Below are 13,202 nucleotides of genomic sequence, written 5' to 3'. Positions count from 1 at the left end.
CTCCCGGCGTCGTAGCCGACCGTCCACTGATCCCCCGGCGGTAGCGGCAGTTCACTCCGCCGGCAGGACGCCACCGGACGGCGGCGCGGCCATCATGACGGGCATGAGATCAGCAGTGAACGACCGGAAGCGGTCGGAGGTTCTCGATTCCGCGCTGGACGGCGTGCGCCGCGCGGGAGTGCCGGGCGTGTACGCCGAAGTGCGCGACGCCGGCCGGGTGTGGCGGGGTGCCGCCGGGGTCGCCGACGTGGAGACCGGCCGTCCCGTCGAGCCGGGGATGGTGCAGCGTGTGGGCAGCATCACCAAGACCTTCGTCGCGGCCGCCGTCCTGCAGCGGGCCGAGCGGGGCGACATCCAGCTCGACGCCCCGATCGGCCGCTACCTGCCCCGGCTGGTGCCGGGCGGGCGCGGGCAGCGGATCACCGTCCGGATGCTGCTCAACCACACCAGCGGCATCGCCGAGTATCTTCCCGCCGCGTTCCCGTCACTGGGCGGATTCCCCTCCCTGCCGGACATCTCGCCGGCGAGCCTGGACGGCAACCGGTTCACGTACTTCCCCCCGGCCGAGCTGATCAGGATGGGGCTCGCGGCGCCGCCGACGGGCGAGCCCGGCGGCTCGCCCGGCGTCTACTCCAACACCAACTACATGATCCTCGGCCGGCTTCTGGAGCACGTGACCGGTGCCACGGCCGAGGGGTACGTCACCCGGCACGTCATCGAACATGCCGGGCTGCGCAACACCGCCTTCCCCGGCGGGCCGCGGATCGAGGAACCGCACCCGCGGATCTACGAGTCGTTCTTCGGCATGATCGACCCGCCCCGCGACTACAGCGTGTACGACATGTCCTGGGTGCGGACGGCGGCCTCCCTGGTGTCCACCATGGAGGACCTCAACACCTTCTACGGCCTGCTGCTCTGCGGCGAGGTCGTGGGCCTGTCCCTCCTCGCGGAGATGCACCGCACGGTCCCGGTCCGCGCCCACACCGGGGAGATGATCGACTATGGCCTCGGCCTGCAGAGGGTCGAGATCCCGGGAGGCGGCACCTGCTGGGGCCACGGCGGCACGGTCTGGGGAGCCACGACGATGTCGCTGACCCGCGACGACGGCAGGCGGCAGATGTCCATCACGACGAACCTCGCGAGATGGAACAGGCCGGATTCGTCGGGCAGGCCCCGGCCCCATCCGATCGATGCCGCCCTGGCCGCCTTCAGCCGGCAGGTCATGGGTCCTCGCACCCGAGGTGGCAGCCGTGCGTGAACGTGCCCGCGCCGTCACCGCCGTGGCCGGACGTGGAGCCGGGCTCAGTCCGCGCGCCGGTACTGGAAGTCGTCGAAGTAGGCACGAAGCCGCTGGTTGTGCCTCTCCACGGCCCCGGGGTCGACGATCCAGAACGCGTACGTCTCCGCGAACAGCTCCCCCGCCGAGGTCCGCGCGTACGGGGTGAGGTCCTGGCCCACGTTCTCCTTGCTCACGAACGTGACGAAGTTCCGCAGGCACGGGGTGATGTCGCGCCCCTGCGGCGTCCTGTACTTCGCCCGCCAGCGAGCCTCGAGGATCTGCGCGTCGCACCACCGGACGACCTCGTCGCGGTAGGTCTGCCAGGTCGCCTGGGTCACCTTGGCCGTCACGTCGTTCTTGAGCTGCGCGAACGCGTTCTCCGGCTGGTAGACGCCCTGCTCGCCCGCCTCTATCCACTCCTGGACCTTCTCGATCGCGTCGAGCAGGGCGTTGTACTCGGCCTTGGCGGTGGCGCCCGAGAGCTTGGCGCCGAGCTTGTTCAGCGCGGTGTTGTCCGTGTTGAGCTGGAGGGCCTCGGTCACCACGTCCTCCGGGACGCGCGCGAACGGGCGGTACCGCTGCCCACCGGCGCCCTGGACGACCCGGGCCGCGTTGTTCCAGGAGTCGACCCGGCACGCGGCGCTCTCCACGGCATGGCCGACCTCGTGCAGGATGTCGCGCACGCTCGGCAGGCAGCCGCGCGAGGTGACGCCGCCGTAGAAGCCGATCCCGTCCTCCCGGAAGATCGCGTCCGCCAGTTTGAGGGTGCCGGGCGATCCGGCCCAGGGGCCTCTTTCGTAGCTGAACTTGCCCTTGTCGTGACCGTCCGCGCCGGCGAGTCCACCCACCCGCTGGATCTCGACGCCCTGCAGCGCGGGACGGTCGGCGACGGGGACGAGCCGCAGCGCTTCGTGCAGCTTGACCAGCTCCTCGACCGTCCACGGGCCGGTGATCCCGGCGAGGCCGTAGGTGTTCGTGAGCGATTGCGCCAGCTGGTTCAGGTCGCGGCTGACAGGCTCGACACCGGCCGGCAGGCCGCGCCCGACCAGGGTCGCGGTCGCGTGGCGGCCCTCGCCGTAGGCGAGGATCACCTGGCCGACGGTGGTGGCCGTGATGGGCAGGATCTGGTGGTTGGTCTGGGTGCGGTACGGCCGCGGGACGTACGAGGCGAGCAGCCACGTCAGGGCGTGGCGTTCCGGGTCGGTCAGCCGTCCGTCCGGGAAGGCGACGTCCGCCGTGGCGAGGCCGCTCTCCTTGACCATCAGCGCGGCGACGTCGGCGTTCAGCGGCTGCGGCAGCCGCAGATCCTCAAGTCTCACGAACGTGTAGTCGATCGGCATGGGGCTTCTCCTCCTGATCCCCGCACCCGGCGTCGGGTGCCCTGCCCTGTCCCGGAGCGGCCCTGGGCCGGTCCTGATACGACCGGACGCCTTTACAATGTAGATTCCTTCCGTCAGGGCAGATCGCGGACGACCCGGGTGCCGGCCAGGCGGTCACGCAGGGTGCGGGCCGCCGGGTCCGGCACCGCCCACAGGCCGTCCACCAGCAGCACGATCAGCCCGAACTCCGGCAGGCAGACGAGCACGGGGAACACGAGCGCCCGGACGGCCGCCCGGCGCCCGCCCGGCCAGTGTCCCGTGGTGTCGGAGACGACGCGGATGCGCATGAGCTGCTTGCCGAACGTCCGTCCGCTCAGGACGTACAGGAACATGGCGGCCACGGCGATCAGGGGCGTCGGCTCGTCGAGCCGCACCCAGTTCCGCAGCCCGAAGTCCAGACGACTCCACCTCGGTTCGAGGGCGGCCAGGAAGGTCACGAAGAACAGGTAGTCGAACGCGAAGGCCACCGCCCGGCGACCGGTGAGCCCGTCCGGGACGGGCCGCCCACCGGTCCCGGTGGCCGCCAGAACCAGCAGGGCGGAGAGCAGGAGGGCCGACTCGTATGGCCCGTACGCGTTCGCCACGGCCGCGAACCAGTCGTTGGTCAGCACGGGGATGGTCGAGCAGCCGTCGTCGGCGGTGTAGGACGGGCTGAGCGGCCCGGCGACCGCGAGCAGGGTGAGCAGGCCGGCCACGCGGCGGCCGATCATGCCACCGTCGCGCGTGCCGGCCGACATGAGCCATCCCGCCAGGACGGCGAGCGCGGGCACTCCCCACTGAAGGGCCGAGCAGGCCAGGCCGTAGGCGTCCGCCAGCGGCGGCGAGACCAGGTGCGCGAGTTCGCGGCCGTGGCCGGAGAAGGCGCCCACACAGCCGTGAATGGTGTACTCGCCGCCGTCCTCGGGCTGGTGCAGGTCCCACGTGGGGTAAGCGGCGGCGGCCAGGGAGAGCAGCCAGGCGAGCGGAGTGGATCGCGACACGAATGATCTCCGTTTTTCGCGACACCCTAGCGCTGACGGCCCGGAAGACTCTCGCGCGGCGGCCGGGCGGGTGGGGGCGCCGGGCGTGGCGGCCTCGGGGGTGTCGCGGGAGGCGCACGGGCCGTCGGGGAATGTTCGCGGGGTGGTCGCGGATGGCTCGCGATCAGGTCACGGGAACGGCTCCGGGGGCGTTCGTTGGCTAGCGTCACCGGCATGCCCCTCGCCTCGATTCCCAGCCCTGCCCAAGGGGTCTGGTATCTCGGATTCGTCCCGATCCGGGCCTACGCGTTGTGCTTCATCGTCGCCATCGGGTTCGGCATCTGGCTGAGCGAGCGCCGCTGGCGCGCCCGGGGCGGCGAGCGGGGCACGATCGGCGACATCGCGATGCCCGCGGTGATCTTCGGGCTGGTCGGCGGCCGTCTGTACCACGTCCTCGTCGACTGGCAGACCTACTTCGGCCCGCGCGCGATCAAGGAGCCGTACCAGGCGCTGTTCGTCTGGGAGGGCGGGCTCGGCATCTGGGGCGCGGTCGCCCTGGGCGGCGTGGGCGTGTGGCTGGCCTGCCGCCGCCGGGGGCTGCCCCTTGGGCCGGTGGCCGACACGATCGCGCCCGGCATCGCGTTCGGGCAGGCCATCGCCCGCTGGGGCAACTGGTTCAACCAGGAGCTGTACGGCAGCCCGACCACCCTGCCGTGGGGCCTGGAGATCGACCAGGCACACGGCGGCCTGCCGGGCACGCTCTACCACCCGACGTTCCTGTACGAGTCCTTGTGGGACGTGGCCCTCGGCTTCGCGCTGATCCTGGCCGGCCGGCGGCTGAGGCCGGACCGCGGCCGGCTGTTCGCCCTCTACGTCGCCGGTTACACCGCCGGACGCTTCTGGATCGAGGGGCTGCGGATCGACCCGGTCGGCGGCGTGGACCACGCGGTGACGCTCCTGGGCCTGCGGATCAACCAGTGGACCTCGATCGTGCTGTTCGCCGGCGCGCTGATCTTCCTCTGGGCGACCCGCCACAAGGAGAACGAACCGGCCCTGGAACACAGCCGCTGACGGCCGGGACGGCGTCAGCGGGCCGGGGCCGGGTCGAGCAGCCGTCGCAGGTCGGCGACCGGCTGGACCCCGGAGACCGGCGGACGGCCGTCGATCACCAGGCTGGGCACGCCGGTGACGCCGTGCTCGGCCGCGCGGCGCCGGTCGGCGCGCACCTGCTCGGCGTGCTCGTCGCCGGCCAGGACGGCGCGCACCTCCGCGTCGTCCAGCCCGGCCTGGCCGGCGAGGCGCCGCAGGACCTCCGCGTCGGCCACGTTGAGCCCTTCGGTGTGGTACGCGTACAGCAGAGCCTCCATCATCTCCTCGGCCCGTCCGCGGCCGGCGGCCAGCTTGACCAGCCGGTGGGCGTCGAAGGTGTTCACCGGCCGGGCCAGGTGCAGGTTCAGCTCCAGGCCCTCGGCCGCGCCCAGCTCCCGGATGTGGGCGACGCGGGCGGGAGCCTGCTCCCCCCACCAGCCCGCCATGGCCTCGGCGGCGGTCGGGCCGGGGGTCCGGCCCTCCTCGGGCGCGAGTTCGAGGCTGCGCCAGAGGATCTCGACGCCGTCGCGGGCCGGGTGCCCGGCCAGCGCGCGGGACAGGCGTCTCTTGCCGATGTAGCACCAGGGGCACAGCACGTCGGCGTAGATCTCAAGCTTCATGAACGTCCTGTCCGTCGGGAAAGCGGTCGGAAGACGGGGGGTGTCCGGGACATCGTGCAATCTCAACCGCGGTTGAGGTCAACCCGGCGGCGGGGAGGTCGCGCCGGGAGCCCCGGCGCGACCTCGGTGAGGGACAGGCTCAGCGGGTCGTGATCTCGCTGACGGACAGGTTGCCCCAGGTGTGGTTGGCGGCCTTGACGACCAGGCGCACCTGGGTGGTCGTGACCGGCGCGGGCAGCGGCACCGACCGGCGTTCCACCGTGGCGGTGTTGCTCGCCCAGCTGATCGCCGCGCCGGCCGTCTGGGTCACCCACGCCGAGCCGTTCCAGGTCTGGACGTCGAGGGAGGTGATGCCCTGGCCCTGGCCGAAGTGGGTGGCCAGCACGACCTCGCCGACCGTCCTGGGGTTGGGGAAGGTGAGCGTGACGGTGCCCGGATAGGTGACGCCGGAGGACGGGCTGGCCCAGGTCGTGTAGTCCCAGCCGTCGGTGAGGGCGGCGGGGGTGGTGCTCTGGCCGTTGCCGAAGGAGGTGGTCACGGTCGCGGCCGGCTCGGACAGGCCGGCGCCCGCCGTCCGCTGGGCGGCGCCGAGGTCGGGCATGCCCGAGGGCAGGGCCGTGCCGGAGACGTCGCGGCCGCCGTCGGAGGCGATCTCCAGGCCCTGCCGCAGGACCGGGGACGACGCCGCCGGGAGGTAGCCGGACAGGTCGGCGAGCGTGGTGGCGGTGCCGGGCGCGGTCAGCAGCGGGTTGCCGGACAGGGCCGCCCTGTCACCGCCGGGGACCGGCCCGGAGTAGTAGAGGTTGCGGTCGTACTGCACGGCGCCGCCGTCGTTGTAGGGCAGGTTGGCGCCGTTGTGGATGACGTTGTTGCGCAGCCGGATGTTGCTCACCGAGCTGCTCCACACCTTCACCAGGCTGAACGAGGCCCGGTCCGGATGGTTCTGGATGAACGGCGTCAGCGGCACCCAGACGGTGTTGTTGTAGGCGTCGATGTTCCTGGTGTTGGTGGAGAAGGCGAAGACCTGGTTGGCGTCGTTCTGGCTGACGTTGTAGCGGATGGTCGCCTCGGCCGGCCCGGTGCCGGTCGAGACGGCGATGAAGAAGCCGCCCTCGTTGTCGTGGCTGAAGTTGTACTGGACCAGGCTGCGGTGGACGGAGGCGTCGGCGTCGAAGGCGTTGCCGTCGCTGGCCAGGCCCCAGTACTTCGTCCCGGACACCTCGTTGAATTGGACGACGGTGTCGTCGGCCCCGGCCCACCAGATGCCGACGTTGCCGTGGTTCTGGGCGGTCCTGGCGACCCGGTTGCGTTCGATGAGCGCGCCCTGGGCCTGCATGACGGTGATGCCGCCCGCCGAGATGTCGTGCACGTCGTTGCCGCGGACGACGACGCCCGTGCTCGGCGTCCAGGGCCGGTAGTCGGCGGCGGGGATGCCCATGAGGTCGCTCCACAGCGACGTCCAGCCTTCGCGCTGCATCCACTGCGACCAGGTGACGATCCCGTACGAGCGGGAGTCGGCCACCTCGTTGCCCTCGATGAGCAGGTCCTGGTAGTAGGTGGCGGTGTTCTTGCCCAGCGCGCTGACGATGATCCCGCCCGCCGACGGGTTGGAGGACTGCGATCCGGAGGTGGCGCCCTGGATGGCGTGCACGTAGTTGCCGCGCACGGTGATCCGGGGGACGGCGCCGAGGTCGGTCGCGGTGACCGCGATGCCGATGCGCGGCGTGCTCCCCGAACCGGTGTTGGTCACCTCGAACCCGTCCAGGACGACGTCGTGCAGGTCAGCGAGCTTGACGGCCGCGTCCACGACGCCGCCGCCGGCGATCGACGGCCGGGCGCCGGTGCCGTAGGAGGTGAAGGTGACCGGGCTGCCGGCCGAGCCCGAGCCGCGCGGCGCGAGCCGGCCGGTCCACTGCCCGCCGGCCTTGAAGCGGACGGTGTCGCCGGGCTGGAAGGTCTGGGCGTTGACCTTGTCCAGGGTCCGCCAGGCGGTGGACGGGGAGTGCCCGTCGGCCGTGTCGTTCCCGGCGGGGTCGACGTAGTAGGAGGTGGCGGCGTAGGCGGGGGCGGGCGCGGCCACGAAGGTCAGGACCAGCGCAGCGCACGGTAAGAGAACTCGGAACACGGCAACTCCTTGGGAGGTGACGGTCGGGCGCCCGAGTTACTAATTAATCAAGGTTTAATATCTTGCCTGAAGAGGGTCAGGTCAAGAGGGAGATCCACGTCGTAGAGAAGCTCGTCCACGTGGTTGAGCGCGTGCCGTACGGCGCCGAGGACGACGGCCTGGTCGGCGAGGGTGGAGATCTCCAGGGCGGGCGGTTCGAGGCAGAGCGGGTCCAGGTGCCGGCGCAGCGGCTCCATGAGCACGTCGCCCGAGCGCGAGACGCCGCCGCCCACCACCACGAGGTCGGGGTCCACGGTCAGCACGATGGCGGCGATGCCCTCGGCCAGGTCGTGCGCGTACTGCTCGACCGCCCACCGGGCGGCGGGGTCGCCGTCCCTGGCCGCGGCGAAGACCAGCCCGGCCACCTCCTCCGGCGCGGCGCCGGGGGCGAAGCGCGCCAGGTGGTCGGGGGCGCGGTGCCAGCCGACCAGGTGCAGCGCGCCGATCTCCCCCGCCATGCCGCGCCCGCCGCGGTGCAGCTCGCCGCGCACCAGGATGCCGGCGCCGGTGCGCACGCCCGACAGCACGAACACCACGTCGTCCACCTCGCGGGCCACCCCGGCCCACCGTTCGGCCAGGGCGGCGAGGTTGCAGTCGTTCTCCACCAGGATCCGGCAGGGGTAGTCGCGGCCCACCTCGGCCGCCAGGTCCAGGCCCGTCCACTCGGGCAGCCCCACGCACAGGCGGACCGTCCCGGACGGGCTCACCACGCCGGTGGTGCCCACGGCCACCGACAACACCTGGTCGGCGGTGACGCCGCCGTCCCGCAGCGCGGCCGCCATCGTCGCGCGGACGGCCGCCAGCCGCTCGGCCCTGCCGTAGTCGGCCTGGACGCGGGTGAAGCCGAGGCCGACGGGGTCGCCCTCCAGGTCGGTCACCTGGGCCCGGACGCTGGAGGAGCCGATGTCGACGCCGACGACGTAGCCGGTCGTGGCCCGGAACCGGTAGAGGCGGGCCGGCCTGCCCATCTGGCCGGCCTCGGGGGCGACCTCCTCCAGCCATCCGTGTCCGTGCAGCTCCTCGACCAGGCCCTCCACGGTCGGCCTGGACAGCCCGGCGCGGCGGGCCAGGTCGGTGAGCGGGACGACGCCCGCAGCGCGGATCGCCCGCAGCGTCGCGATCATGTTGATCCGCCGCAAGCGATGTGCGTCGCTTCCTTGGAGCGCGACCTTCCGCATGGACCCCCCTTGACAGTGCTGCCTGGCGACCAATACAAACAGGGACTAATAAAAACAGCTTTAATTACTAAGTGGCAAACCGGAAGGACATCGATGTCGGAACCCGTCGTCACGCTCGCCGTCGCGGGCGCGGGGCTGCGGAGCACGCTGTACGCCCGCCGGGCCCTGACGACCGGCCGCGCGAGGATCGTGGCCGTCGCCGAGCCTGATCCGCGACGCCGCGCCGCCTTCGCCGCCGAGCACGGCATCGCGCCCGGCAACGTCTTCGCCGACTGGGCCGACCTCGTCGCGGCGGGCCGGCTGGCCGACGCCATGATCATCGGCACCCAGGACCGGATGCACGCCGAGCCCGCGGTCGCCGCGGCCGACCTCGGCTACCACATCCTGCTGGAGAAGCCGATGGCCCCGACCGAGGAGGAGGCCGGGCGCATCACCGAGGCCGCCGAGCGCAACGGGGTCATCCTGGCCGTCTGCCACGTCATGCGGTACACCCACTACACGCGGGCCCTCAAGTCGCTCGTCGACCAGGGCGCCGTCGGCCAGATCATGAACATCCAGCATCTGGAGCAGGTCGGCTGGTGGCACCAGGCGCACTCCTTCGTCCGCGGGAACTGGCGCAACGAGGCGGAGTCGGCTCCGCTGCTGCTGGCCAAGGCCTGCCACGACCTCGACTGGATGGCCTACATCAAGGGCAGTCTGCCGCACCGGGTCTCCTCCTTCGGCGATCTCCTCTATTTCCGCGAGGAGCAGGCCCCGGCCGGTGCCACGGCCAACTGCCTCGACTGCCCGGTGGAGGCCACCTGCCCGTACTCGGCCAAGCGGCTCTACCTGGGCTGCCTGGGCGACCCGGACAAGGAGTGGTGGCCGCTGTCGGCGGTCACCGCCGACCACACGGAGCGGGGCGTGCTGACCGCACTGCGCGAGGGCCCGTACGGCAGGTGCGTGTTCGCCTGCGACAACGACGTGGTCGACAGCCAGGTGGTGAACCTGGAGTTCGCCGACGGCGTCACCGCCTCGTTCACCGTCACCGCCTTCGCCGCCCTGGAGCACCGCAAGACCCGGATCTTCGGCACGCACGGCTCCATCGAGGGCGACGGCGTGCGCCTGCGCCTGCACGACTTCCTCACCGACCGGATCACCGAGATCGACACCCGGACCGGCGCAGAAGCCTCGATGGCCGGCGGCCACGGAGGCGGCGACGACGGCCTGATGGACGCCTTCCTCGACGCCGTGGCCTGCGGCGACCCGACGATGATCCGTTCCAGCGGTCACGAGAGTTTGGCCACGCACCGCGTGGTCTGGGCGGCCGAGCGCGCCCGCCTGTCCGGCACGGTGATCACTCTCGCCGAGCCCTCCCCCCTTGAAAGGTGACAACCATGACCAACGTCCTCTCCCGGACGGCCGCGCTGGTGGCGGTCGGCGCGCTCGCGTTCGGTGTGACCGCGTGCGGCAACAAGAACAGCGGCGGCCCGGCCGGGCAGGCCGAGCAGAAGTCCCTCGTCTACCGCTCCTCCTGGGGCGAGCAGGAGCCGCAGGCCAAGATCTTCAAGGCGATTCTGGACGACTTCGCCAAGCAGAACAACGTCAAGGTGGATGCCAAGTTCGTCGGCCGCAAGGGCACCGAGAACCTGCCCACCGAGATGGCCGCCGGCCAGGGCCCCGACCTGTTCGACGTCGCGACCGACAACCTGCCCGGCTGGCGGGCCCAGAACCTGGCCGCCCCGCTGGACGACCTGCTCACCAAGCAGGTGCCCGGCGAGGGCAAGACCGTCGGCGACGTGCTGCCCGAGTCGGTCAGGCAGGCCGCCTCCGACGACAAGGGGATGGGCTTCCTCCCGCACACCGTGATCTCCACCGCCGTCTGGTACGACGCCGCCAAGCGCCCCGAGCTGGCCGACAACCCGCCGCGCAGCTGGGCGGACCTGATCGCCTTCCTCGACAAGGAGAAGGCCGCGGGCCGGACCGCCATCGGCCAGGACGGCACCATCCCGTTCTACAACGTCTACTGGTTCTACTCGGCCCTGGTCCGCGCCAACGGCGCCGGCAGCCTGCTGGCGCTGTCGAAGGACGCCGCCGCCTGGGACAAGCCCGAGGTGCTCGCCGCCGCCAAGCAGGTCGAGCAGCTCACCAAGGGCGGCTACTTCCAGAAGGACCACATGGCCACGAAGTACCCGGCCGCGCAGGACGACTGGGCGCAGGGCAACTCGGCCCTGAACATCAACGGCACGTGGCTGGCCAGCGAGGTCAAGGCGAAGACCCCGGCCGGCGCCAAGATCCGTTCCTTCCAGCTCCCGGCCGGCGGCAAGGACTCCGTCGAGGTCGGCGCGCTCGGCTGGGGCGTCAACGTCAAGGGCAAGAACGTCGGGACAGCCAAGGAGTTCCTGGCCTTCGCGCTGCAGAGCAAGCACCTGAGCCGCATCTCCACCGAGGCGCTCAACATCCCCTCGCGGCCCGACATCCCCGCCCCCGACTTCCTCGCCGACGTGCAGAAGGCGATCGCCGAGGCGCCCGCCGTGCACAAGACCTACGACACCCTGGCCGCCGACAAGGCCTACTGGGTCGACCTCCTGCTGCCCCTGGACGACCAGCTCCTGGCGGGCAAGATCGACGCCGCCGAGTTCGTCGCGCAGGGCAAGAAGAAGACCGCCGACTACCTCGCGAACAAGGGCTGACATGGCATACGGCTCCCTCGTTGCGGAGACGGCGCTCCCGTCGCGGGATCCGTACCGCGGCAAGATCCTGCGGCCGGCGCGGGAACGGGCCTTCTGGCCCTTCCTGCTGCCCGCGCTCGCGCTCTACACGCTGCTGTTCGTGCTGCCCTCCTTCTACGGCGTGTGGGTCAGCCTGTACCGCTGGGCCGGTCCGGGCGCCGAGATGGAGTGGCGCGGCCTGCGCAACTACCAGGCGCTGCTGCGCAACGACGCGTTCCTGCAGTCGTTCGCCAACACGTTCCTCCTGGCGGTCGCCGGCGGCGCGCTGGTCTTCGGGATCACGTTCCTGTCGATGATGGCGCTGCGCCACCTGAAGGGACGGGCCTTCATCCGGTCCGTCGTCTTCCTGCCGATGATCATCTCGGCGATCGCGGTCGGCGCCGCGGTCGGCTTCCTGCTCAACCCCGGCGGCGTCGTCAACCAGGTGCTGGGCTGGGCGGGAATCGACGGGCTCCCCTGGCTCGGCCCCGACCTGGTCTTCCGGTGCGTCATCGGCGGGCTGGTCTGGTCCTCCACCGGCTTCTACATCGCGCTGATGATGTCGGCCGTGGACGGCATCCCGCCCCACCTGTACGAGGACGCGGTGCTCGGCGGCGCGACCAAGTGGGAGCAGTTCCGCCACATCACGCTGCCGCTCACCTGGGACGTGTTCGCGGTCGCCGCCGTGTTGTGGGTGGTCAACAGCCTCAAGGTGTTCGAGATCGTGATCGCCTTCACCACCGGCGGCACGCCCGGCGCCCCGCCGCTGCAGGCCAGGACCGTGGCCGTGCAGCAGTACACGGTGATCACCGGAGGCGGCGTGCCCGATCTGGGGTCCGGCGCCGCGATGGGGGTGGTGGTGACCCTGATCACCATCGTGCTGATCGTCCTGGTTCGCCGCATCACCCGCCGAGAGAGCGTGGAGCTGTCATGACGACCGTCCCGGTGAGGCGTCCCCTGGCCCGGCTGGTGGGCGACCTGCTGCTGCCCCGGCTGACCGCCCTCGCCCTGTGGGCGTGGGTGGCCTTCAACCTGGCCCTGGTCGCCTGGGTCGGTCTGCAGTCGCTGAAGTCCTCCGGCGAGGTGTGGCTGCACCCGTTCGCGCTGCCCGACTCCCCCGCCTGGGAGAACTACGACTCGGCCTGGCAGGCCGGCCAGTTCTCGATCGCCGCGCTCAACAGCGTCGTCCTGACCGCGCTCGGCTCGTTCCTCATCGTCGCGATCGCGGCGCCCGCCGCCTACGCGCTGTCGCGTTCGTCGCGGCGGATCGCCGGGCCGATCACCGGGTTCTTCGCCGTCGGGCTGAGCATCCCGCTGCAGACCATGGCGATCCCGATCGTGGTGGCCAAGCTGTCGGTCTACACGTTCATGGAGGACTGGGTCACCGGCTGGTGGGACAACCGCATCACGCTGCTGGTGTTCGAGGTCGTCCTGTCGCTGCCGTTCGCGGTGTTCGTCCTGACCGGCTACTTCCGGTCGCTGCCCAGGGAGGTCGAGGAGGCCGCCGAGCTCGACGGCGCCGGGCCGCTGACGGCGTTCGTGCGCGTGATCGCGCCGCTGGCCCGGCCGGGCCTGACCACCGTGCTCGTGCTCAACGTGATCGGCCTGTGGAACTCCACGCTGCTGGTCCTGCTCATCACCCCGCTGCCCGAGGAACGCACGCTCCCGGCGGCCCTGCTCAACCTGTACTCGACCATGCAGTACAGCTCCGACTGGGGCGGCCTGTTCGCCGGGATCGTGATCCTCATCTATCCGATGGTCATCCTCTACATCTGGCTCGGCCGGCGGGTCGTCGAAGGCATGACGGCCGGTATCGGCAAATGACCTGGAAAGGACGCCCGCTC

At 71.3% G+C, this 13,202-nt stretch carries 11 protein-coding genes; 6 read left to right on the top strand and 5 right to left on the bottom strand.

The window, feature by feature from the left end; all coding sequences use genetic code 11:
* The first annotated feature begins 103 nt into the window (after positions 1-103).
* Positions 104-1,258 (top strand): serine hydrolase domain-containing protein, encoded by a 1,155-nt coding sequence (locus ABZ459_RS31370; protein ID WP_357977965.1) that lies wholly within the window; start codon positions 104-106, stop codon positions 1,256-1,258.
* Between the two features lie 44 nt (positions 1,259-1,302).
* On the opposite strand, the gene ABZ459_RS31365 is transcribed toward ABZ459_RS31370, so the two are convergent.
* Both ABZ459_RS31365 and ABZ459_RS31360 read right to left on the bottom strand, forming a co-directional pair.
* Positions 1,303-2,619: a hypothetical protein gene (locus ABZ459_RS31365; protein WP_357977962.1), complete on the bottom strand. Its 1,317-nt coding sequence runs from the start codon at positions 2,617-2,619 to the stop codon at positions 1,303-1,305.
* Between the two features lie 113 nt (positions 2,620-2,732).
* Entirely contained in the window at positions 2,733-3,638 is a 906-nt protein-coding gene (locus ABZ459_RS31360) for an RDD family protein (RefSeq protein ID WP_357977959.1), read from the bottom strand.
* 213 nt (positions 3,639-3,851) lie between these two features.
* Here ABZ459_RS31360 and lgt point away from each other — a divergent pair, with 213 nt between their 5' ends.
* Positions 3,852-4,688 carry a prolipoprotein diacylglyceryl transferase gene (gene lgt / locus ABZ459_RS31355; protein ID WP_357977956.1) on the top strand — a complete coding sequence of 279 codons (837 nt, stop codon included), beginning with the start codon at positions 3,852-3,854 and terminating at the stop codon, positions 4,686-4,688.
* Positions 4,689-4,702: 14 nt separating this feature from the next.
* Here the strand turns inward: lgt and ABZ459_RS31350 are convergent, their stop codons facing one another.
* The 3 genes from ABZ459_RS31350 to ABZ459_RS31340 form a co-directional block, all read right to left on the bottom strand.
* Positions 4,703-5,326 (bottom strand): DsbA family oxidoreductase, encoded by a 624-nt coding sequence (locus tag ABZ459_RS31350; RefSeq protein WP_357977953.1) that lies wholly within the window; start codon positions 5,324-5,326, stop codon positions 4,703-4,705.
* Between the two features lie 139 nt (positions 5,327-5,465).
* Positions 5,466-7,451 (bottom strand): right-handed parallel beta-helix repeat-containing protein, encoded by a 1,986-nt coding sequence (locus ABZ459_RS31345; protein ID WP_357977951.1) that lies wholly within the window; start codon positions 7,449-7,451, stop codon positions 5,466-5,468.
* Positions 7,452-7,498: 47 nt separating this feature from the next.
* Positions 7,499-8,629 carry an ROK family transcriptional regulator gene (locus ABZ459_RS31340; RefSeq protein ID WP_357977948.1) on the bottom strand — a complete coding sequence of 377 codons (1,131 nt, stop codon included), beginning with the start codon at positions 8,627-8,629 and terminating at the stop codon, positions 7,499-7,501.
* Positions 8,630-8,761: 132 nt separating this feature from the next.
* On the opposite strand from ABZ459_RS31340, the gene ABZ459_RS31335 reads away from it, so the two are divergent.
* Genes ABZ459_RS31335 through ABZ459_RS31320 form a run of 4 tightly spaced genes read left to right on the top strand, consistent with a single transcriptional unit; the run spans position 8,762 to position 13,182 of the window.
* Positions 8,762-10,039 (top strand): Gfo/Idh/MocA family oxidoreductase, encoded by a 1,278-nt coding sequence (locus ABZ459_RS31335; protein WP_357977945.1) that lies wholly within the window; start codon positions 8,762-8,764, stop codon positions 10,037-10,039.
* Between the two features lie 5 nt (positions 10,040-10,044).
* Positions 10,045-11,340 (top strand): extracellular solute-binding protein, encoded by a 1,296-nt coding sequence (locus ABZ459_RS31330; RefSeq protein ID WP_357977942.1) that lies wholly within the window; start codon positions 10,045-10,047, stop codon positions 11,338-11,340.
* A 1-nt stretch (position 11,341) separates the two neighbouring features.
* A complete protein-coding gene (locus ABZ459_RS31325) occupies positions 11,342-12,292 on the top strand; it encodes a sugar ABC transporter permease (protein ID WP_357977939.1) in 951 nt (316 codons plus the stop codon).
* On the top strand, positions 12,289-13,182 hold the full coding sequence (locus ABZ459_RS31320) for a carbohydrate ABC transporter permease (protein WP_357977937.1): 894 nt from the start codon (positions 12,289-12,291) through the stop codon (positions 13,180-13,182). Before ABZ459_RS31325 ends, ABZ459_RS31320 begins: the two co-directional genes overlap by 4 nt.
* Positions 13,183-13,202 lie beyond the last annotated feature (20 nt).

Source organism: Nonomuraea sp. NPDC005692 (assembly GCF_040631115.1).
Classification (GTDB): Bacteria; Actinomycetota; Actinomycetes; order Streptosporangiales; family Streptosporangiaceae; genus Nonomuraea.
This window is presented reverse-complemented; position numbering and strand designations above follow the sequence as displayed.